Source organism: Maritalea porphyrae (assembly GCF_027213965.1).
GTDB lineage: Bacteria > Pseudomonadota > Alphaproteobacteria > Rhizobiales > Devosiaceae > Maritalea > Maritalea porphyrae_A.
In genome coordinates this window covers 663,717-685,290 of the sequence record NZ_JAPWGX010000001.1, presented here as the reverse complement: position 1 = coordinate 685,290, position 21,574 = coordinate 663,717, and the positions used below count along the sequence as shown (strand labels likewise).

Here is a 21,574-nt window from a genome sequence, read left to right as displayed (position 1 = left end):
AGTTGAGTTTAAGCATTGCTTTTGGCGCTACATTTGATGAGGTGGGGATCAAAAATGCCGTTGCAAGTATGTGGCCAAAATATTCTTCATTACAGCTGAAACAAATCGCTTCGGGTGGCACAGACAATTCAATGTATCGACTTGGCAAAAGTCATGTGGTGCGGGTGCCATTGCACGAATATGCGGCGAAGGCCTTGCAAAGGGAAGTCTCAGTTTTAAGGCAACGTAAGTTCCGTACGTTGGAAGTGCCAACGGTTTGTGAGTATGCAAAAGTGACAGACCGTGGTGTTCCTATCGCGCTGTATTCCTGGATGGATGGTGAGGACTATTTCACCGTGCCGCCGCACTCGCCGGATGAAGCCGCTGAGCGGCTGTCCCGTTTTCTTCTCGAGTTACGTGCCAACAAGGCCAGTGACGAATACTTGAGCGAGAAATCTGACAATAGACGCGGCGTACCGTTGGAAGACAGGGACCCGGCCACGCAAAAATCTATTCTTGAGATTGCCGATGAGTTCGACGCCAAGCGGCTCCTCAACGTCTGGAAAGATGCACTTGCCGCCAAGCCGCACAATGGTCCTCCGGTCTGGTTGCATGGGGATTTGCACGCGGGAAATTTGATCACTCAAAATGGTGTGTTGGCAGGCGTCATAGATTTTGGACTGTGTGCCGTGGGAGATCCCGCCGCCGATATACCCCCGGCATGGTGGCTTTTTGACGGCGAAGCGCGTCAAGTGTTCAGACGTACCCTGAAAATCGACGAAAATGAATGGCGACGCGGGCGCGGTTGGGCGCTACATAATGCCGTCATTGCCTATTCCTATTATCGCGATAAGGATAAGTTGCAACTCATCCGAATGTCACGGGACGCAATTGTACGGTTGCTTGATGAGGCAAGTTAGTCTTGGGGAATAGCAATTAATTTAAATGAAGATTTAGAAAAAAAGCAGCGGTCGCACCATGGAAAATACGAGCTTTGAGAAAGAGATCTACGCTGCAGCGGTCAGTCTCATTGAACGTCGCTATCCTAAAGGCTGGGGCGGTGCAGCGGCGGTACGCTTGGAAACCGGGGAAATTATAACAAGTGTTTCTCCAGATACTGAGTTGGATGTACTGTCTGTTTGCATGGAACTTGGCGGGTTCCTTGAAGCGCACAAGCAAGATGTGCCCGTAACACACAGCCTATGTGTGTTCAGAGAAAGCGAAGACGCTCCATTTACAATATTGTCACCCTGTGGCGTATGCCAAGAACGGCTGCGGTTTTGGGGCGTAAATGTTCTTGTGGCGGTCACGAATTCCAGCAATGAATTGCTGTTTCGACCGCTTTCTGATTTGCAACATCACCATTGGTCGGCTGCCTTTAATAAGGACTGAAGCCGCGCAAAAGATTTGCTATCGACCACCCCAAACTGGCGCGCGCTTTTCGACGAAAGCTGCGGGACCTTCCTGTGCGTCACGGGTGGTGCTGATCATCTCCATTTGCCTGTCGTTTTCTTCCCAAAGCGCGGGTTCAATTTGACTGCTTGCCAGATCAGTTAGCGCTAAGCTTGCCCTAAGCGACAAGGGGGCGTTGTTGGCGATTTGCTCGGCCATTTCCATCGCAGCAGCCAAGGCATTGCCATCCGGCACAACTTGATTGACCAAACCCCACTGCAAAGCCTCATCCGCGCCAAACATGCGGCCGGTGAGCAAAATCTCGTTGGCGATTACTTTTGGCACACGTTGACCTAATCGGATCGCGCCGCCACCAGCAGCGACCAAGCCCAATTTGCTTTCGGGTAGGCCAAATTTGGCACTTTTGCCGGCAATTACCATGTCGCAGGCCAGCATCAATTCAAAACCACCAGCCAGCGCTGCCCCGTCCACAGCAGCGATCACGGGTTTGGTGCGCTTGCGTTTAACAAAACCGGCAAAACCATATTCACCAAACAGGATACGATCTGCATCCCCAGCTAGAAAAGCCTTCAAGTCCATTCCAGCACAAAATGCAGGGCCGTTGGCTTGCAACACTGTACACAAAACAGAAGGATCTGCTTCGATTTGGTCAATGGTTTGGCGCATCTGCGCGCACATAGGCGCATCAAACGCATTGCGTTGCTCAGGGCGGTTAAGCGTGACAATTGCCACTGCGCCAAGTTGTTCCAACAAAATGCTCGTTTCGCTAGGCATTGGCGGTTTCCTTCTCAATACGGTCTCGCAGCTCAGCGCGGATGATTTTGCCAGAGGTGGTCATCGGCATGTCGTTGATAAAGCGGATAACACGCGGATACTCATAGGCCGCCAGGCGGTTTTTTACGTGGGTCGCAATTTCATCGGCAAGCGCGTCGTGTGCTTCATATCCATCCGCCAATTCAATAAAGGCGGCCACAATTGAGCCACGCACCTCGTCGGGCTTGCCCACAACGCCTGCCATTTTGACAGCCGGATGGGTGAGCAAACAGTCTTCGATTTCCGCCGGGCCAATGCGATAACCCGAAGAGCTGATCACATCATCATCGCGCCCCACAAATCGAATGCGCCCGCTTTTCGTTTTTTGGCCTTTGTCGCCCGTTATCAGCCATTTTGTGCCATCAATTTCGACGAATTTTTTTGCCGTGGCGGCTGGGTTGTTCAAATACTCCAAAAGCATAACTGGATCAGGTGCTTTGGCTGCAATGCTGCCTTCTTCCCCAAGGCCTGAAAAGGTCAGTGTCTCTTCATCTATGACTTCAACCGTATGACCGGGGACTGCAAAGCCCATAACACCCGGTTCCGCAGGTGCGAGCGCCGCACATGAAGATACGATCATGTTGCATTCGGTTTGGCCATAAAACTCATTGATCGTGGTGCCAAATACCTTCTCACCCCATTCAATCAGTTCCTTGCCCAAGGTTTCGCCGCCACTGGCCACCGAGCGAAGCTTGAGGTTCCAGCTTTCAGCGTTTGGGTCTTGCCGCATCATCTTAAGCGCGGTGGGCGGCAAAAATGCATTGCGCACATTGAATTCTTGCATCAATTCAAACGCCGCGCTGGCTCTAAATTTTTCAAATCGCCGCGCAATCACGGGAATGCCGTGGTGTAAGGCAGGCATCAAAACATCAAGCAAACCACCAATCCAAGCCCAATCGGCGGGGGTCCAAATCAGGTCGTCTGGTTGGGGTAAAAAATTGTGGCTCATTTCAACACCCGGTAAATGGCCAAGCAGCACCCGATGTGCATGCAGTGCCCCTTTGGGGTTGCCTGTGGTGCCAGAAGTGTAGATCAGAATTGCGGGGTCTTCTGCTTTGGTATTGATCGGAGTGAAATGGGTTGATTGTTCAGCGCACACGGCATGTAGATCAATTGCGTCTTCAATTGGCCCATCGACGCAAAACACCTGTTCAAGTGCTGGAAGCTCTTGCCGGATTTGCGCAATCATTGCCACGCCAGCGGCATTTGTAATGATGACCTTAGCACCAGAATCGCTCATTCTGTGCAACAGCGCTTCAGGCCCAAACAAAGTGAACAGTGGCAGTGAAACCGCGCCAATTTTTGTAATGGCAATATGGGCTGCAGCGGTTTCAAAACTCTGCGGCAGCGAAACCGCAATGCGGTCACCCAATTGCACGTTGCGATCCAACACATGTGCGAGCTGATTGGAAAAATCGCGTAATTGACCAAAAGTGTGGTTCTGAACGCTTTTGTCTTGTGCAATGTCGATGATGGCCAAGTTGTCGGGGTTTTGGGCCGCGAGCCGATCACAAATATCAACGCCAATATTATAATGCTCAGGGATTTCCCACTTAAACCCATCACGCGTTGAGCGCACGTCACCCCGGTTTTTCAGCATTGTCAATTTCCTCCCCAAGCAAATGAACAGACGTTCATTTAATGCAACCTAACGAGTAAACCTCAATCGGTGGAGAATTGAAAGTGCTCCCTCATACAAAAGGCCCGCCGGGTGTGGGCGGGCCAAATGGAAGTCAGAAAACTAAAAGGTGATTTACCCGCGTTCAATGGCGCGCCACGCAATGTCTGTGCGGCAAAAGCCTTCAGGCCAATCGATCTGATCAATTGCCGCATAAGCGCGGTCACGGGCTTCTTGCACGGTTCTACCTTTGGCGGTGACGTTCAATACACGTCCGCCGTTTGAAAGCAATTTGTCGCCGTCGCGTTTGGTGCCCGCATGGAAGATTTTGACATTATCGCCATCAATGGCATCGAGCCCTTTGATTTGTGTGCCCTTTTTATATGAGCCGGGATAGCCGTTCGCCGCCATCACAACCGTCAGGGCAACCGCGTCGTCAAACTCAGGTGTTTCTTCACCAAGCGTACCATCGGCACAGGCTGTCAAAAGCTCAACAATGTCAGATTTTAGGCGCATCATAAGCACTTGGCATTCAGGGTCACCAAAACGCACATTATATTCGATCAGCTTTGGCCCCTTGGCTGTAATCATCAACCCGATGAATAAAACGCCAGTAAAAGGCGTGCCACGCGCGGCCATGCCCTTAATGCTGGGCTCAATAATTTCTTTGCGCGCACGCTCGAGCATTTCAGCGGTCATAACAGGGGCGGGGGAATAGGCGCCCATGCCGCCTGTGTTCGGTCCCTTATCGCCATCAAACGCGCGTTTATGGTCCTGAGCGGAAGGCAACAAAACAATGTCTTTTCCATCGCTGAGCGCAAACAAGGAAGCTTCCTCGCCGACCATGCATTCTTCAATGACAACTGACGCGCCAGCATCTCCAAAAGAACCATCAAAACAATCGCGCAGCGCTGCTTCCGCTTGTTCAAGGGTTTCGGCAACTGTAACGCCTTTACCCGCGGCCAAACCATCGGCCTTGATCACAATTGGCGCACCTTGGTCTGCCAAATAGGCAAGTGCAGGCTCTAGCGCATCAAACTGTTTATATTTGGCGGCTGGCACATTCATTTCATCGCACAATTGATGGGTGAAATGCTTTGACCCTTCAAGCTGGGCAGCAACTTGGGACGGGCCGAACACTTTCAACCCGCATTCGCGCAACACATCCGCCATGCCATCAACAAGGGGTTGTTCTGGACCAATCACCACAAATTGTACGTTTTCGTCGGCGCAAAACTCGGCAACAGCTGCGTGGTCATCCACGTCCAAATCAACAATCTTGCCACATTCTTCCATGCCCGCATTCCCCGGCGCAATGAATAGTGTGTCTGTGTGTTTCGACTTAGCAATCGCCCATGCCAAAGCGTGTTCGCGACCGCCAGAACCAATCAGCAAAATGTTCATAATATGTGTCCAGATATCTGTGAATGTTGCCCGTTGGCGCTCCCATATCATGTTGATGGCAGCGCGTCACCCTTGACGGAACCAAATATCCAAGGCACCAGTTCAATTATGGAAGAATTGAAATCAAACGCCCACGAATTCACAGTCACCGAAATCTCTCAATCGATCAAAAAGACGGTTGAGGACAAATTTGGCCATGTGCGGGTGCGCGGCGAAATCACCGGCTATCGCGGTCCTCACTCGTCGGGCCATGCCTATTTTGCGCTTAAAGACGAAAAAGCCCGCATGGATGCCGTGATCTGGCGCGGCGTTTTTTCAAAACTAGCGGTCAAACCCGAAGAGGGGATGGAGGTTATTGCCACCGGCAAATTGACCACTTTCCCAGGGTCTTCCAAATATCAAATCGTCATCGAGCATATCGAACCAGCAGGCGCTGGGGCGCTAATGGCGCTGTTGGATAAGCGCCGTAAGCAACTGATGGCCGAGGGTTTGTTTGACGCTGACCGGAAACAAGAGTTACCCTACTTACCTCAAACCATTGGTGTGATCACGTCGCCAACCGGCGCGGTAATCCGCGATATTTTACACCGTTTGGATGATCGATTTCCAACACATGTGATCGTGTGGCCCGTGCGTGTGCAGGGCGATACCTGCGGGGCTGAAGTTTCGCGTGCCATCGATGGATTTAACGCCATTCAACCCGGCGGCCCGATCAAGCGGCCAGATCTGTTGATTGTCGCGCGCGGAGGCGGGTCAATTGAAGACCTATGGGGCTTCAACGACGAAGTCGTTGTGCGTGCGGCCGCAGCTTCGCAAATCCCTTTGATTTCAGCGGTGGGCCACGAAACCGATATCACCCTGATCGATTACGCATCCGATAAAAGAGCGCCAACCCCGACTGGGGCTGCAGAAATGGCCGTGCCGGTAAAAGCAGAATTGGTCGCCTATGTTGAGGACCTTGGGTCGCGAACCCGCAACGCCCAATTGCGCACGCTTTCAAACTTCAAGGACCGGATGCGCGCGATCACCGCATCTATGCCAAAGCCGCAAGACCTCACAGCAACCGCCCGGCAACGACAAGATTTGGCGACGTTGCGTTTGGGCAATGCACTCACCCAGTTCATTCAGCAAAAGCGCGCAAAACTGGGCACAATAGCGCCGCGCGTTTCAGCCAATGCGCTCGAGCAGAAAAACCAAAACCTGCGCGAACGTTTGACCACTTTGGGTGGGCGCTTGGATCAGGGGCTGAAACAACCAACCAGCCGTGCCCGTTTAAAGTTGGAGCCATTGAGCAAATCGATGGATCCTGCATTTCAACGTTTGCTTGATAAACGCAAAGCAGTGCTGGACACACAATCCAAGTTGCTGAATTCCTTCAGCTACAAAGGTGTATTGAGCCGCGGCTACGCATTGGTTTTGGATGCAAGCGGGCAAGTGGCGCGTTCAGCAGGGGCGTTGAAAAAGGGTGAAGGCGTAACATTGCGTATGCACGATGGTGACCTTGGGGCGGTGATCGCGGATGCGCCGACGCCAAAACCAAAGAAGGTGCCAAAGCCTGAAGCGAAAAAAACAAACGACGGACAAGAAAGCTTGTTTTGATTTTTTGTTCGCACTCTCTTATATGTGGGCGCAGCTAAGAGGATAAGATGAATATATTTGAACCCAGTTTTGGCCAACGCGAAGCGAAACTGCGCTATTTAGACGCCGACATTGCCGTCGTTGAGCCCGGTCACTATGTAACCTGTGCGGTGACGGGCCAAAAAATTCCGCTTGAAGAACTCACCTATTGGAGTGTCGACAAGCAAGAGCCCTATATCGACGCCATGGCTTCGATGAAAGCCATCACCAAGTAGTCGGGTCGCAAACATGCGTGTATTGGTTATCTCAAACGGTTATGGCGAAGACGCAATGGCCGCCATGTTTGCACGTGAACTTTCAAAACATGTTGATCTTGTTGAAGCGCTGCCAACTGTAGGCGCTGGCAAGTCATATGAAGGCGTTTGCGAAACTGTTGGTCCGCGCGGAAGCTTGGCCAGTGAAGGCCATCGCAAGGTGGGATCACTTCTTAAAGACTTTCAAAACGGTCTTGCCTTCACTGCGATGAAACACATCAATTTCTTGCGTAACAATCGTGGCCGTTGGGACAAAGTGGTCACCGTTGGTGATATTGTTGGACCGCTGCTCAGCGTGGCGGGCGGTCAGCAGGTCGACCTCCATATCGATGTCTATAATTCGGGTTATGCACGTCAATATTCAGCGGCAGAGAAGCAAGCCCTAAAGCGTTGTACGCGTAAAGTGCTGTGCCGGGATGATATATTGGCTGGCTCGTTGCGCGCGATGAATATCGACGCGGGATTTGCCGGAAATTTGATGATGGACACCGTGCCTGAACTGGACTTTGACATTGCGCCGCTGATTGGCGAAAAAATAGCCGTGACACTTTTGCCCGGCAGTCGCGAACAAGCCGTTGAGGTTTTTGCCATAGAAATGGATGCGATCAATCGGCTATCCCAGCGTTACCCGATGGTGGTTCTGGTGCCGGTGGCGCAAAACGTTGATATAGCAACACTCATTCAAAAGGCGGGTTTGCGCAATCTTATCGAGCAAAACTTGATTGGTGGCCAACATCTGGCCATCTCAGCCTCATTTGACCAAACCGAAATTCATTTTTTCGACAAAGGCATTGGAACACTTGCCAAGCATTCACGCGCAATTGTTGGGCAGGCAGGCACGGCTGTTTTTCAAAGCGCGGGACTTGGTGTGCCGGTTGTTGCATTGGTGCATGATGATGCCCGCCCACAACGTGTGCGCCGCAACGAAAGACTAATGGGGGAGTGTCGCGTTTCGTCGCCATTGGACGCCAGTCAAATCGCCAACAAACTCGAGCCATTGCTTAAAGACGCAAAAGAAGCGGAACGGCGCGGCAAAATCGGTATCGATCGGATTGGACCACCCGGCGCGCTAGACGCTGCTGTGCGCATTATCTCTGGAGCTGGCGCTTAGGACTTTTGGTCCGCCAACTCAAAAGCCCGCGCCGTGGTGCGATCAAGCTTCATCGCCAACTCTTTTGAATAGGGTTCTAGGTCTTTTGCCGTCTTGGGTACCCAAATTGGTTCGTCAATGCAGGCCGATATCCGCGAAAATGGATGATTGATTTGCATTTTGTCCCAAACATTTTCCAAAACAGAGCGCCGCGAACTGGAAACCGCATAGGGAATAATCGGGCGACCAGAAAAACGCGCCAACAGTGCTATACCATCGCTCACATTGCGGCCCGGAATTGGGGGGATATCTGCGGTGACGCCGATCGATTGACCGCGCTTCATCTCACGCAACATTTCGCGCATTGCAGCCATGCCGCCTGTTCCCTCATCCTGCTTAAAGCTAGCGCCAGACCCATTGACGGTGGAGCAACCAAAGCTTTCAGCCGCAGCAGCAACAATTTGCCCATCTGGATGTCGTGATGTGAGGATAGAAAGCTGCTTGGCAACAGGCACCAATTTCATGCCCAGCATGCCTTGCCCGTGCCAGCAACAAAAAATCGCTGGCATCAAATCAGCAGAAATGTCGTGCGCATTTGGCGGATCATAGATAAATTTTGACGAGGCGGAGGTGAACCGCAGATAACCGCCAAGAACGTGCCAACCCAAAAAGCGTCGGAACCCAGCGCTTTGTAAAAAGCCCGATTTTTCAGGTTGGCTCAATTCAGTGTTCATCGATCTATTTTTTGCCCGGATCAAGCAGACGGTGCATATGCACAACAAAATAGCGCATATGTGCATTGTCGACGGTCATTTGGGCTTTTTGTTTCCAAGCGGCAGCAGCCGTTTCATAGTTTGGATAAATCCCAACAATATCGACTTCATCAAGATTACGGAATGTAATATCATCAAGGTCTTCAAGCTCGCCACCGATGACCAGATGTAGAAGCTGTTTTTTGTCTTCGCTCATAAAGTTCCCACTTCACTTAAAAGCTAGTTGTCTATTGGACATCCATAAATGTTTCGCAGCACCTCATGGATGTCGTCTTTTAGACTGTCCTCAAGCATTGCCGCAATAGCACCATGGCGAATTTCTTCCTTATTAAAGGTCGGAGGGCCGCAACACACATCTTCAAGGCTTATGCCGCACTCCTGTAGGATCAAGCTGGCAGAAGCAATGTCCCAATCTTGCGCCCCACGCCGCGACACAGCAATATCTAAAACACCCGTTGCAACCTGCACCAACCGAAGCGCCAGAGAGCGGATTGCTGGACCACGCACAAAAGAAATGCCCCGCGCTTCCAATTCGCGATGCACAGCGCCGGGCGCGGGCATAATGGGGCCAGCGTTGCCCAACCGCGCGCGTCGGCGAATGGGTTCACCATTCAAATAGGCACCGCCATTTGCAATGGCTTCATAAAGTTCATCGCGGATGGGGGCATAAACAACACCGGCAACTGGCTTGCCTTTTTCAACGACTGTAATGCATACCGTCCAACTGTCATCGCCCTGCAAATAGCCGCGCGTGCCATCAATTGGATCAACGACAAATATTCGATCTTTATTCATTCGATCCAAATCGTCGGCTGTTTCTTCGCTCAGCCACCCATAGTCGGGGCGTTCAGCACACAAGGTTGCTTTAAGATAACGGTCAACCGCCAAGTCGGCTTCAGAGACCGGGGACGCATTTTCTTTTGTCCAAGTTTTTACATCTTGACGAAAAAAACCTGTCGCGATGATCCCAGCGCTCACAGCTGCAGAACGGATCAATTCCAAATCATCTTCAAATTCGAGCGCGCTCTCTTGCGACATCCATGGCTCCTTAGCGGGCACAACGCCCGGTGAGACTGATATTTGACCTTGTTATAAGACGCAAGCATACCGTTTCGGTTAATCAGCCGTTATACCCGGTCATAACCTGCTAACCCTCTTTGAAACAACGAAAATTTAACCGCATTTTTTAAGCGGATTGAGAAAACTCTTCGGTAGTTTGGGTCTCAACAACGAGAAGCGAAAAATTTAAAAACAGCTCTCGAGTTAACAGGAAGGCACAAGAACATGCTGCAAGGCACAACAGTTAAAGGGTCCAAAGTGATCCTAAACGGAAAGAACGGGCAAAACCTGCCTGCACTCCGACCGGCAAATGACAACGCACCTAAAGATGATGTGAAAACCGTAACGGTTCGCAAAACATTGACCCAAAGCGGCGTCCCCATCAAAATCAAAGTCCCGGTGACCGAGTATGTGGGTGTTGCCGTTGCAACCACCATTTCAGATGAAGGTGTGCTCACCAGTGCGATTGAGCTTATTCACACGGACAGTGGTTTAAATTATCGCGTGTTTGAAGAAGAAGGTAACCACGCCGTGGTTGCTGAGTGGCAAAACTGGGGCAAAAAACTCTGTTTGCCTTTGTTCATCCGCGCCGGAAACGGTGATTTGGTGCCCTATACGCAACATGTTGGTGGCGTGCTTGTGGGCAATCAAACAAACCGTCGTCAGTTCGCACCGCAAGCGAACCGTCGTCCTCGCTTTCTAAATAAACGCAAGCTCGGGTTGGTCTCTGGCTAAACTAACTACAGCACTTTGGGTCGAGGTTTTGTATCTCCAAATTCAAAACCTATATTCGATGAATAAACTAAGTGCCAGTGCCAGCCCGACCCAATGATTTGCTTTAAACCGGACGAGGCAGTTCAAGCCTTGATCCGGTTTTAGCGTTGCGATTTGCCACGCCAAAAGCAATGGCACAGTCCACGCGGCATAAAGAAATAGTCTGCCCACCCCAGCGCCATCCGCAGCAAACCACCACAATATCAATGCGCCCACATAGAAGGCTGCGGTGATTTCTCGCGCATAATTACCAAACAACCGCGCTGTGGATTTTACCCCAATCATCGCATCGTCCTCGCGATCTTGCAGCGCATAAATTGTATCATACCCTATGGTCCACAAAATCGATCCCGCATAAAGCCAGAGCGCTGGATAGTGCAGGGTGCCAAACATAGCAGCCCATCCCATCAACGCACCCCAATTAAACGCAAGGCCCAAAAACAACTGCGGCCAATAGGTGATGCGCTTCATAAACGGATAGATGACCACCAGGATCAGCGATGAAATGCCCAAAAGTTTGGTGAAATCATTGAATTGCAGCAGAACGAGCAGACCGATCAAACATTGAATGACCAGAAAAACCACCGCTTGCTTAACGCTCACTTGCCCAGATGGGATAGGGCGGGAGCGGGTGCGTTCAACTTTATCGTCAATATTGCGGTCAATAATGTCATTTAAGGTGCATCCTGCGCCACGCATGGCCACCGCGCCGACAAAGAATAGCGCTAAATAATAGAATGAAAACCCGGTTTGTGGACGAGCAACGGCGGCAAGCCCAAGAGAAAACGCGCAAGGCCAAAACAGCAACCAATAACCAATCGGACGATCCAAACGCGCCATGCGCAAATAGGGGCGGATTGGGGCTGGAGCAAATAAGTCCACCCAGTTTTTTACGTCAGCGTCAGCAACGCGGTCAGATTTTTGTTCACTCATAATCACATTTTCTATATCAGCAATTAGGAACGCTAATAGGCGTTGGTCTTTTGTTAAGCAAGCGTGAACCCTATGCCTCGTCATCACAAGAACTTAAATCGTCTTTTTATTGATGCAGACCTGCGAGTTGGGAAATCCTTTAAACTCGACATGGCCCAAAACAACTATTTGCTCAACGTTATGCGCAAAAAAGAGGGTGACCAAATCATACTCTTCAACGGCCGGGATGGTGCATTTCTAGCTGAAATCGCTGAGGCGCATCGCAAAGGGTCAACCATTGCGGTGATCCAAGCGCACGCAAAGCAAACGCCGACATCCGACCTTTGGTATATGTTCGCACCGCTAAAATCTGGTCGCCTCGATTATATGGTGCAAAAAGCAACTGAAATGGGCGTTGGACACCTGCAACCGGTGATTACCCAGCACACGCAATTGGTGGGATCGTTGAAAATTGATAAAATACGCGCAAACGTCATTGAAGCCGCCGAGCAGTGCGAAATCCTCAGCGTGCCAAAAGTTCACGACCAAGTCTCGTTGGTGAAACTGATCGAGCAATGGCCAACAGAACATGCGGGCCGCAAATTGGTGTTCGCTGACGAAGGTGCGCCAGTTGATGGGGCTGCACCCAGCTTGATGGAAATCAAAGATCAGCCCATCGCTTTGCTGGTAGGACCCGAAGGTGGCTTTTCTGCGGATGAGCGCAAACTATTGTTGGATCAAGAGTTTTGCGTGCCCATTAGTCTTGGGCCGCGTATTTTGCGCGCCGACACCGCAGCCGTTGCCGCTCTTGCGATCATCCAATCAAATATCGGTGATTTACGATAAAAGGATTGAAACTATAAATTTGCCCGCTATGGTCGGGGACACTTTTGGTCAAATTCGGGTTGACGCTCGAACTAACGTACGGACTTTTTCATGTCAGCTTCACCTGTCGCCAGCCCACTGATCGAATCCAAAGCAGATTTGATTGAAGCCTTGTCAAAAGGCTCCAAGCCAAAAGCTGATTGGCGCATTGGCACAGAGCACGAAAAGTTTGTGTTCGGTCGCAAAAGGCATTTGCCCGTACCATATGAAGGTGATCGCGGCATCAAAGCGATTCTTGAGACCGTTCAAGAACAAACAAAATGGACGCCCCTGCTGGACAAGGGAAATATTATTGGCCTGAAAGATCCTATTGGCGGCGGATCAATTTCGCTTGAACCGGGCGGTCAGCTTGAGCTTTCTGGCGCACCGCTAGAAACGATCCATGAGACGTGCCAGGAAACCGGCAACCACCTCAAAATGTTGCGCTCCATAACTGACGATATGGGTCTTGAGTTTTTAGGGCTTGGCGTTGCGCCCACTTGGTCGCTCGACGAAATGCCCACCATGCCCAAATCGCGCTATGGCATTATGAAGCCCTACATGAAAAAAGTGGGCACTCTGGGCACTTCAATGATGTTTCGGTCTTGCACGGTGCAAGTCAATTTGGACTTTGCCTCCGAGCAAGACATGGTGAAGAAGCTTCGTACCAGTTTGGCGCTGCAACCGATCACAACCGCGATTTTTGCCAATTCGCCGTTTATTGACGGCAAGCCGTCGGGCTTTTTGTCCTACCGCAGCCATATCTGGCAAAACACAGATCGTGACCGCACTGGCATGCTGCCTTTTGCCTTTGAAGACGGCATGGGTTTTGAGCGCTATGTCGATTATGCGCTTGATGTGCCTATGTATTTTGTTATCCGTGATGGCGAATACGTCAATTGCGCCGGTGAAAGCTTCCGTGCCTTCCTTGATGGAAAACTGCCACAGCGTCCGGGCGAATTGCCAACAAAGGCGGATTGGGAAGATCACCTTTCAACCATTTTCCCGGAAGTCCGATTGAAGTGCTTCTTGGAAATGCGGGGCGCTGATTCAGGCCCATGGGAAGGTATTTGCGCTATGCCCGCACTTTGGGTTGGTGTGCTTTACGATCAGTCTTCGTTAGATGCTGCATGGGACTTGGTAAAAGACTGGACCGCAGAACAGCGTGACCAGCTGCGGGTGGATGTTGCAAAAACGGCATTCCAAGCCGAAATTGCCGGCCGAAAAGTAGGTGAAATCGCGCGCGACATGCTTGAGATTTCGCGCAATGGTCTTGCTGCACGGGCAAAAACCAACTGGGAAGGGTTTGACGAAAGTGTTTTCTTGCACCCGGTGGAACGTGCACTGAAACTGGAAAAAAGCCCTGCCGAAGTCATGCTAGATGCCTACCGCTCCACTTGGGGCGGCGACATCGACAAAGTATTCACCGAGAGCCTGTTCTAGGCCGCGTTTTCAATGACCGTTTCTAAGCTTTCTTTGATGTGTTCGGCCAGCGCGTTGTAAATGCCGCCATAGGCATTGCTGGCCCGCAACATGGCGATATCCGCATCGGGCAGCGGTGGCATGCCGTCCGCGGCACCAAGCACGCGCATGTCCTTTGTAATTGAGCTCTCACACAATACACCCACAGCAAGCCCTGCATTAACCGCGCTGGTGATCGCAGTGGCGTTTGAAGATGTGTAGGCGACCCTGTAATCTATGCCCGCATCATTTAGCGCATCTTCTGCAGACAAGCGCCAACAGCAATCTTTACTGCCTGCGGCAATAGGTAAGGGGGTCTGTTTGTGGACTTCAGACCCGTTCCCCACCATCCAATGCATTGGTTCAGAACGCAGCAATTCACCAAACTTTTGGCTGGTGCCTTGTGTAAATATGATCATGTCATATTTACCCGAGCGCACGCCCACCAACAATTCCTCTGATGGTTGGCATTTCACATCGATCTGAATTTTAGGATGAGATTGTTGGAACGAGCACAGCAACAATGGCAGTACCCGCACCGCATAATCATCGGGAATACCAATGTGAATGGTCCCCGACAGGTCTTCTTTTGAAAAAAGGTCCACAATGTCGGCATTGATTTGCAACATCCGTCGCGCGCGGTGGTAAAGGGTTTCCCCTGCATGGGTCACCGTTACGCGTCGGCCTTCACGGATCAAAAGGCTGGTGCCCAATCGTTCCTCGAGCCGCTTAATTTGCATAGAGACGGCGCTCTGTGTCTTGAACACCCGCTTTGCCGCTTCAGTGAAACTGCCGCAATCTGCAATTACTGCAAATGTCTGTAGTTGATCTAAGTCTAAAGGCGTTGCCATCACTATCACCAAAATTGATCGTACTTATGATTTCTATTTGTTAGACGAATGATGAGTTTGTCAATATGTTGATGAGTGTAAATGATCTTTGCCTGTTTTTAAGGCGCCCCAAAACATCTATGGAGATTTGATATGGCGTTTGTCTCAACAAGCCGTCGTTCAGGCTTCAGCTTCGGCACGACACAGCTGATGACCCTGGCAACAAACCTGTCGCTATTCGCAGAGCGCATTGCGCTTTCGTATCGTCAGCACAAGACATTTAGTCAATTGAGCGCTTTGGACGCGCATCAGCTGGCTGATGTGGGTCTCAATAAAGCTGATCTGCATGAAATGATTGAAGTGGGTCACGATCAAGCCATTTGGCGTTTGTCACTTGCTCGTAAGCGCGCAAGCCAACGCTAGCCATCCGTTTTCTAACCCCCAAAACTTATAGCCGAACCCACATGTCAAAAACATGTGCGTTCGGCTTTTTTTTAGGTGGCGACCGGTGTCGCGTCCAAAGCTTCTTCTTTTTCTATGGTCAGTTTTTTGATCAGGGCAAAAGCCGAGATCACCGGCAACACCCCAAAGACAACAGCGCCAGCGGCGATGCCCCAATAGATGCCCGGCAAACCAGCCCATTGTGCGCCGAAATAAACAAATGGCACCACGCCAAGTGTTTGGCGCGCCCAATTGAACATTGTTGCATAAAGCGGTTTGCCTAAATTGTTGAATGCTGCATTTGAAACAAACAAAAAGCCGTTGAACAAGAATGAGCCGGCCATAATTGTACAGAACAAGCGGATCACCAATTCCATATCGCCAGAGGCATTGTAGGTTTTGACCACATAATCTTGTGCCAAGAACAATGCCGACCATGCGATCAAGACATAAACCAGATTAAAGATCACCCCATCTGTAAGCGCTTGGCGCACGCGATCCATTTTCGACGCGCCAAAGTTTTGCCCAATGATAGGGCCCACGGCGCCTGAAAGGGCAAAGATAACCCCAAAAGCCAAAGGCACCAAACGGTCCACAACCGATTGACCCGCAATTGCGGCATCGCCAAAATCCGCAACACCTTGTGCGATGAGAAACGCACCAACGGGGGCTGCCAGATTTGTCGCCACGGTGGGCAACGCGATTTTGAGGATGTTGCGAAGATCTTTGCCAAACCGTTCCAATGTGGGCATTGCAACCATATTGTGAATGCCAATAACAAAGTACAGACCCAAGGCTGCAAAGGTCACGCGCATTATTGAGGACACAACGGCGGCGCCGATCACGTCCCAACCGAATACAAAAATGAAAATCGGATCAAGTGCAGCGGTAAGGGCGCCACCAATAAGGGGCAAATACATAGACCGTTTCGCATCGCCTTTGGAACGCAGCAAACCCATTGTGACCATGCCAACGCCCAAAAACGGCATGGAAGGCAGAACGATATACAAATAGGTCCGTGCGTATTCGAGGGCTTGCCCTTCAGCCTTGAGTAGCGCCATCAACCAATCGGTGAGCAGAAAACCAACGATTGCGACAATGATCCCAAATGCAAATGCAGACAGTAAAGACGTGCCTGCATAAGACCGGGCTGCTTCATCGTCGCCAGCGCCGATTGAGCGTGCAACCATTGCTGAAGCACCAATCATAAAGCCAACGGATAGGCCAATAACAAATCCAAGCACATAACTTGCCCGGCCAACGGCTGCGGTTTGCGCCGCGTCATTAAGTTGAGAAATATAAAACAGCGTGATCGCATCAACAAAGAAGATCGACATCAAACCAATTGCAGATGTTGTTGTCATAACAACAACATGGCGCATGGTGGACCCTTCGGTAAAAACGGCTTTCATGCCGCCTGTGCTCGGCTTGGACATAGTGAGGCTTTCGTTCGATAGCGGCACATTCTAGCCCCGCTTTGTCTGATCAGGCATAGTAAATGGTCTTTTGTCGCCAAAAGATCAAGTCAACAACTGGTGAATTTGAATTCGACGAACTGCCGCTGCAGGACTATGGGAGTTGATCGTAGCCTTCACTCAACCCATTCAACGACACTGGAATGCCAATGCCTTCTTCGGGCGTCTTGAAGATGACAAACAGAGCGCTCTGGTTGGCGCGCAGTTGGGTCAAGCTTGCATCATCAAGGGCAACTTCCGCAACGCATCCGCTCGGCAGACATCTGACCCAAGGCATCCAAACCATATCTTGATTGTCAAGTTTAACACCCAAATCCTTGGTCAACAAAACCCCCAATGGTGCCCAAACCCGCAACAGCGTATATTTCGCATCTGCTGTTTTGATCACATAGACGTTGAGTTTCAACCCAGATTGCGAATCGTCGGAAACAATTTGAACCAACGCACATTGCTCGAAGCTGGCTCCGGGTGGGGTTTCACACGTAAGTTCCCAGTCTCCGTGTCGTGATTTCAACATGCCTTGGGCAAATACAGTGCCACCAATCAAGGAAAACAAGCCAATCAAACTAACAAGGGCGAAGGTAAGAGCGCGCAAAATGATTCCCCAAAAGACCAATAAGAAGTTGTAATGTTCTTGCGCGTTAGCAACCCAATAGTCAATTTGGCCAATGGGTTTCGCACGTTTAATTTTTGACGTTTGGATTGCGGCATCTTCATGGCCAACTGGATTTTTTTCGCTAAAACCCCAAAAACTGTGCAAAATTGCACTCTTGCGGGCATTTGCCGCACTGTTCGCCGATCAATTGGAATTGCCTAAATTGTTCTGATATGATTTACGTCAGCAATGAGATTCTGCCAAATTTGGGGATGGGCGAATTGACAAGCGGAGGTTACTCCACTTATGCGTATGCCCAGCAATTAGGCGTTAAACATGTCGCAAAGGGAGACTGACGTGAGCAAACTTCTTGCACGTCTGGCTAAAGTCATATCTGTAATCATCGCTTGGGCAGTGCCCGCAACCGCTTTTGCCCAAGAAACTGGTGATCCAGTTACCGGGCAGCCAACAGACGGAGCGATTGGCTTTCAGCCATCCGTAACAACCATAATGGATGCCACCGAAGCGTTCCATAACGCTCTGCTTATGCCGATCATCACTTTTATAGTGATTTTCGTCACCGCGTTATTGATCTGGGTCATGGTGCGCTACAATTCAAAAGCAAATCCAAAGCCAGCGCGTTTTACGCACAACACAGCAATTGAAATTGCTTGGACGATCATTCCGATTTTCATTTTGATCGTGATCGCCATTCCATCATTTGGCGTTTTGTCAGATCAAATGACAACACCTGATGGAGAGCGGACATATTTGGGCAGTTCAATCTTCTCGCGTGAAAATGGTGACAAAGTTCCAGCCGCTGAGGTGACCATCACCGCGACGGGCGTTCAATGGTCCTGGACATACACATACAACGATCTAGATGAAGCAACATATGATTCATATATGCTTTCGGAAGACGAGATCGCTGCACAAAAGCCTGGTCAACCTCGCTTGTTGGCTGTTGATAACGAGTTGGTCGTTCCAGTGAACACAACAGTTCGCATGTTGGTAACAGCGTCTGACGTTATTCACGCGTTCGCGGTTCCAGCCTTTGGTGTTAAAACCGACGCTGTTCCAGGACGGATCAACGAGACTTGGTTTAACGTGCGCAAAGAAGGCATGTATTACGGACAATGTTCTGAGCTTTGCGGCAAAGACCATGCGTTCATGCCAATTGCGGTTCGCGTTGTGTCAAAAGAAGAGTACAAAGCTTGGTCTGAAAAGCTCAAAGCTGAAGATGACGTTGAAGCAGCCAATATGACATTGGCAAGCTTGAACTAAAGCATCTATTTTTGGAATTAGGGGCTCTTCGTCTTTTTAAAAGAGACGAAGAGTTGAATGGGAAAAAGGCAAGGAAAGCAAATGGCAACCGCAACTGCTGACCATGATGCGCACGCAAACCCTACGGGGTGGAAGCGCTATGTATATTCAACAAACCACAAAGACATCGGCACGATGTATCTTATCTTTGCCATTATGGCTGGGATTATCGGTGGTGCTCTCTCAGGCTTTATGCGCTGGGAATTGGCTGAACCAGGCATTCAGGTCTTTCCTGGTCTTGCCTCTATGGTTTATGGCCACGAATGGCAAAGTGCTGCTGCGCTAGACGCTGGCAAGCATATGTTCAACGTGTTCACCACAGCCCACGGCCTGATCATGGTGTTCTTTGTTGTGATGCCTGCCCTCATTGGTGGTTACTCTAACTGGTTCGTGCCGTTGATGATTGGTGCGCCAGATATGGCGTTCCCGCGCATGAATAACATTTCATTCTGGTTGCTGCCTCCAGCATTCATCTTGCTGTTGATGTCAATGTTCTTTGAGGGCCCTCCCGGTGGCATGGGCACAGGTGGCGGTTGGACCGTTTACCCACCGCTTTCAACATCTGGCCAGCCTGGACCTGCGATGGATTTTGCGATCCTTTCGCTTCACATCGCTGGTGCTTCATCAATCCTTGGTGCGATTAACTTCATCACCACAATTTTCAACATGCGTGCGCCGGGCATGACTTTGCACAAGATGCCATTGTTCCCATGGGCAATTCTTGTAACCGCGTTCTTGTTGTTGTTGTCATTGCCTGTTTTGGCTGGTGCGATCACCATGCTTTTGACAGATCGTAATTTCGGTACATCATTCTTCTCACCTGACGGTGGTGGTGATCCAATCCTGTTCCAGCACTTGTTCTGGTTCTTTGGTCACCCTGAAGTGTACATTATGATTTTGCCGGGTTTTGGTATCGTGTCGCACATCGTTGCAACATTCTCCAAAAAGCCAGTCTTTGGATATTTGGCAATGGTTTACGCGATGGTGGCGATTGGTTTCGTTGGCTTTATCGTGTGGGCGCACCACATGTATACGACAGGCATTTCGCTTGATACGCAGCGCTACTTTGTGTTCGCCACAATGGTTATTGCGGTGCCAACAGGCGTGAAAATCTTCTCTTGGATTGCAACAATGTGGGGTGGCTCCTTGTCATTCCGCCCACCAATGCAGTGGGCCATTGGCTTCATCTTCTTGTTCACCGTTGGTGGTGTAACCGGTGTTGTTTTGGCCAATGCGGGCGCTGACCGTTCATTGCACGACACATACTATGTGGTTGCTCACTTCCACTATGTGCTTTCACTTGGTGCGGTGTTCTCAATCTTTGCGGCTTGGTACTATTGGTATCCAAAAATGTTCGGCCATATGTACTCAGAAACATTGGCGACCATTCACTTCTGGATCATGTTTGTAGGCGTGAACTTGATCTTCTTCCCACAACACTTCCTTGGGTTGAACGGCATGCCACGTCGCTACATCGATTATCCTGAAGCGTTTGCTTGGTGGAACCAAGTGTCGTCTTGGGGCTATTTGGTGACCTTGGTTGCTGTGCTTGTGTTCTTGTACACAATCGTTGAGGCCGTCATGAAAAAGCGCCCAGCTGCGGATAATCCGTGGGGCGAAGGTGCAACCACTCTTGAGTGGACATTGCCTTCACCACCACCATTCCACCAGTTCGAAACACTACCTAAAATCAAGTAGTGAAATGAAAAACATCCCGTCGCGCAATTGGCGCGACGGGATTTCAAAAACCGATCAAGGCATGATCCGATAATGGCATTTGTCAGCGACCAAAATGAACGACCTCTTTATTCTTCTGCTGATGTGGAAGACTATTTCGCGCTTTTAAAACCGCGCGTGATGTCGCTTGTGATTTTCACGGCGATTGTAGGGTTGTTGGTAGCACCAGGCGCGGTTCATCCCTTGATCGGCTTCACGGCCATCTTGTGCATTGCAATCGGGGCAGGGGCCTCAGGCGCGCTAAACATGTGGTATGATGCCGACATCGATGCGGTGATGAGCCGCACCGTCAACCGCCCAATTCCAGCCGGCAAAGTCACCAAGCAAGAAGCTTTGGCCTTTGGGTTGGTTCTTTCTGCCTTTTCAGTTCTAACGCTGGGCCTTTTGGTCAATTGGGTTGCTGGCGGTTTGTTGGCCTTCACCATTTTCTTTTACGCTGTCATCTACACCATGTGGCTGAAGCGTTGGACACCACAGAATATCGTTATTGGCGGGGCTGCTGGTTCATTCCCCCCAATGATTGGCTGGGCGGCGGTCACTGGCACCGTCACCATTGAGAGTGTCATCTTGTTTCTCATCATCTTTTTGTGGACACCCCCACACTTCTGGGCCTTGGCGCTTTATAAAAAAGGCGACTACCAAGAAGCGGGTATCCCGATGTTGCCGAACGTCAAAGGTGAACGGGCCACTCAAAACCAAATTTTCATCTATTCTTTGTTGCTTACAGCTATTGCGCTTGCGCCGACTTTGCTCGGCTTTGCAAGCTATGCTTATGGCGCAGCCGCTGCACTATTGAGCGCAGGCTTTGTGTTCTACGCAACAAAGCTTTGGCGTGAGAATGACCTTGTTGAAATGAAAAAGGCAGCCCGTAAGCTGTTCGCCTTTTCGCTTGTTTATCTTTTTGCAATTTTCCTTGTGTTGGCAGCCGATATGGGCGCAACCAAAGTGCTTGGGAGCATGATCTAATGTCTGAACTGACACCTGAGCAAACCGAAGAGCTGAAAAAGCGTCGCCGTAAGCGTTCTATTGCCTTGGCACTCGTCCTAGGCGCGCTTGCGATTTTGTTCTATGCGGTAACTATCGTGAAGATTGGCCCTGCCATCTTCCAGCGGCCGCTTTAG

At 50.4% G+C, this 21,574-nt stretch carries 23 protein-coding genes; 13 read left to right on the top strand and 10 right to left on the bottom strand.

Translation table 11 applies throughout. From position 1 onward, the window contains the following. Positions 1-2: 2 nt before the first annotated feature. Complete coding sequence (locus O4H47_RS03600) at positions 3-899, top strand: aminoglycoside phosphotransferase family protein (RefSeq protein WP_269392570.1); 897 nt, start codon at positions 3-5, stop codon at positions 897-899. Positions 900-957: 58 nt separating this feature from the next. Beyond that, positions 958-1,371, top strand: coding sequence for a cytidine deaminase (locus tag O4H47_RS03595; protein ID WP_269392569.1), 414 nt, complete (start codon positions 958-960; stop codon positions 1,369-1,371). Between the two features lie 18 nt (positions 1,372-1,389). Here the strand turns inward: O4H47_RS03595 and O4H47_RS03590 are convergent, their stop codons facing one another. The 3 genes from O4H47_RS03590 to purD form a co-directional block, all read right to left on the bottom strand. Next, positions 1,390-2,166 (bottom strand): crotonase/enoyl-CoA hydratase family protein, encoded by a 777-nt coding sequence (locus tag O4H47_RS03590; RefSeq protein ID WP_269392568.1) that lies wholly within the window; start codon positions 2,164-2,166, stop codon positions 1,390-1,392. Beyond that, positions 2,159-3,805, bottom strand: a complete 1,647-nt coding sequence (locus tag O4H47_RS03585; RefSeq protein WP_269392567.1) for an AMP-binding protein — start codon at positions 3,803-3,805, stop codon at positions 2,159-2,161. The genes O4H47_RS03590 and O4H47_RS03585 overlap by 8 nt, the downstream gene beginning before the upstream one ends. Positions 3,806-3,958: 153 nt before the next feature. Next, positions 3,959-5,227: a phosphoribosylamine--glycine ligase gene (purD, locus tag O4H47_RS03580; protein ID WP_269392566.1), complete on the bottom strand. Its 1,269-nt coding sequence runs from the start codon at positions 5,225-5,227 to the stop codon at positions 3,959-3,961. 108 nt (positions 5,228-5,335) lie between these two features. Between purD and xseA the strand changes: the two genes are divergently transcribed. Genes xseA through O4H47_RS03565 form a run of 3 tightly spaced genes read left to right on the top strand, consistent with a single transcriptional unit; the run spans position 5,336 to position 8,230 of the window. Then, the gene (xseA, locus tag O4H47_RS03575) at positions 5,336-6,826 is read left to right on the top strand and encodes an exodeoxyribonuclease VII large subunit (RefSeq protein WP_419719594.1); all 1,491 of its coding nucleotides are present in this window, start codon (positions 5,336-5,338) and stop codon (positions 6,824-6,826) included. Positions 6,827-6,873: 47 nt separating this feature from the next. Beyond that, on the top strand, positions 6,874-7,080 hold the full coding sequence (locus O4H47_RS03570; RefSeq protein WP_269392564.1) for a DUF2093 domain-containing protein: 207 nt from the start codon (positions 6,874-6,876) through the stop codon (positions 7,078-7,080). Positions 7,081-7,093: 13 nt separating this feature from the next. Next, positions 7,094-8,230: a hypothetical protein gene (locus O4H47_RS03565; protein ID WP_269392563.1), complete on the top strand. Its 1,137-nt coding sequence runs from the start codon at positions 7,094-7,096 to the stop codon at positions 8,228-8,230. Here the strand turns inward: O4H47_RS03565 and O4H47_RS03560 are convergent. Genes O4H47_RS03560 through O4H47_RS03550 form a run of 3 tightly spaced genes read right to left on the bottom strand, consistent with a single transcriptional unit; the run spans position 8,227 to position 10,020 of the window. After that, positions 8,227-8,943, bottom strand: coding sequence for a lysophospholipid acyltransferase family protein (locus O4H47_RS03560; protein WP_269392562.1), 717 nt, complete (start codon positions 8,941-8,943; stop codon positions 8,227-8,229). The genes O4H47_RS03565 and O4H47_RS03560 overlap by 4 nt on opposite strands. A gap of 4 nt (positions 8,944-8,947) precedes the next feature. Beyond that, entirely contained in the window at positions 8,948-9,178 is a 231-nt protein-coding gene (locus tag O4H47_RS03555; protein ID WP_269392561.1) for a DUF4170 domain-containing protein, read from the bottom strand. A 23-nt stretch (positions 9,179-9,201) separates the two neighbouring features. Then, complete coding sequence (locus tag O4H47_RS03550; protein WP_269392560.1) at positions 9,202-10,020, bottom strand: 3'(2'),5'-bisphosphate nucleotidase CysQ; 819 nt, start codon at positions 10,018-10,020, stop codon at positions 9,202-9,204. Positions 10,021-10,266: 246 nt separating this feature from the next. Between O4H47_RS03550 and O4H47_RS03545 the strand changes: the two genes are divergently transcribed. Then, positions 10,267-10,776, top strand: coding sequence for a DUF6101 family protein (locus O4H47_RS03545; RefSeq protein WP_269392559.1), 510 nt, complete (start codon positions 10,267-10,269; stop codon positions 10,774-10,776). Between the two features lie 42 nt (positions 10,777-10,818). On the opposite strand, the gene ubiA is transcribed toward O4H47_RS03545, so the two are convergent. Then, the gene (gene ubiA / locus O4H47_RS03540) at positions 10,819-11,748 is read right to left on the bottom strand and encodes a 4-hydroxybenzoate octaprenyltransferase (protein ID WP_269392558.1); all 930 of its coding nucleotides are present in this window, start codon (positions 11,746-11,748) and stop codon (positions 10,819-10,821) included. Between the two features lie 72 nt (positions 11,749-11,820). On the opposite strand from ubiA, the gene O4H47_RS03535 reads away from it, so the two are divergent. Together O4H47_RS03535 and O4H47_RS03530 are read left to right on the top strand one after the other, a co-directional pair. Then, positions 11,821-12,573: a 16S rRNA (uracil(1498)-N(3))-methyltransferase gene (locus O4H47_RS03535; RefSeq protein WP_269392557.1), complete on the top strand. Its 753-nt coding sequence runs from the start codon at positions 11,821-11,823 to the stop codon at positions 12,571-12,573. Between the two features lie 90 nt (positions 12,574-12,663). After that, complete coding sequence (locus O4H47_RS03530; protein WP_269392556.1) at positions 12,664-14,034, top strand: glutamate--cysteine ligase; 1,371 nt, start codon at positions 12,664-12,666, stop codon at positions 14,032-14,034. Here O4H47_RS03530 and O4H47_RS03525 read toward each other — a convergent pair. Continuing rightward, positions 14,031-14,903 (bottom strand): LysR substrate-binding domain-containing protein, encoded by an 873-nt coding sequence (locus O4H47_RS03525; protein WP_269392555.1) that lies wholly within the window; start codon positions 14,901-14,903, stop codon positions 14,031-14,033. The two genes, O4H47_RS03530 and O4H47_RS03525, sit on opposite strands and share 4 nt — an antisense overlap. 132 nt (positions 14,904-15,035) lie before the next feature. Here O4H47_RS03525 and O4H47_RS03520 point away from each other — a divergent pair, with 132 nt between their 5' ends. Next, positions 15,036-15,305, top strand: a complete 270-nt coding sequence (locus O4H47_RS03520; RefSeq protein WP_269392554.1) for a DUF1127 domain-containing protein — start codon at positions 15,036-15,038, stop codon at positions 15,303-15,305. A gap of 71 nt (positions 15,306-15,376) precedes the next feature. Here the strand turns inward: O4H47_RS03520 and O4H47_RS03515 are convergent, their stop codons facing one another. Beyond that, positions 15,377-16,759, bottom strand: coding sequence for an MATE family efflux transporter (locus O4H47_RS03515; RefSeq protein ID WP_269392553.1), 1,383 nt, complete (start codon positions 16,757-16,759; stop codon positions 15,377-15,379). 133 nt (positions 16,760-16,892) lie between these two features. Continuing rightward, positions 16,893-17,558: an invasion associated locus B family protein gene (locus tag O4H47_RS03510; protein ID WP_269392552.1), complete on the bottom strand. Its 666-nt coding sequence runs from the start codon at positions 17,556-17,558 to the stop codon at positions 16,893-16,895. 192 nt (positions 17,559-17,750) lie between these two features. Between O4H47_RS03510 and coxB the strand changes: the two genes are divergently transcribed. The 4 genes from coxB (at position 17,751) to O4H47_RS03490 (ending at position 21,574) form a co-directional block, all read left to right on the top strand. Next, entirely contained in the window at positions 17,751-18,677 is a 927-nt protein-coding gene (gene coxB / locus O4H47_RS03505) for a cytochrome c oxidase subunit II (protein WP_269392551.1), read from the top strand. 81 nt (positions 18,678-18,758) lie between these two features. After that, positions 18,759-20,414 carry a cytochrome c oxidase subunit I gene (ctaD, locus tag O4H47_RS03500; RefSeq protein WP_269392550.1) on the top strand — a complete coding sequence of 552 codons (1,656 nt, stop codon included), beginning with the start codon at positions 18,759-18,761 and terminating at the stop codon, positions 20,412-20,414. 72 nt (positions 20,415-20,486) lie between these two features. Then, positions 20,487-21,419 carry a heme o synthase gene (locus O4H47_RS03495; RefSeq protein WP_269392549.1) on the top strand — a complete coding sequence of 311 codons (933 nt, stop codon included), beginning with the start codon at positions 20,487-20,489 and terminating at the stop codon, positions 21,417-21,419. Beyond that, the gene (locus O4H47_RS03490) at positions 21,419-21,574 is read left to right on the top strand and encodes a hypothetical protein (protein ID WP_269392548.1); all 156 of its coding nucleotides are present in this window, start codon (positions 21,419-21,421) and stop codon (positions 21,572-21,574) included. The genes O4H47_RS03495 and O4H47_RS03490 overlap by 1 nt, the downstream gene beginning before the upstream one ends.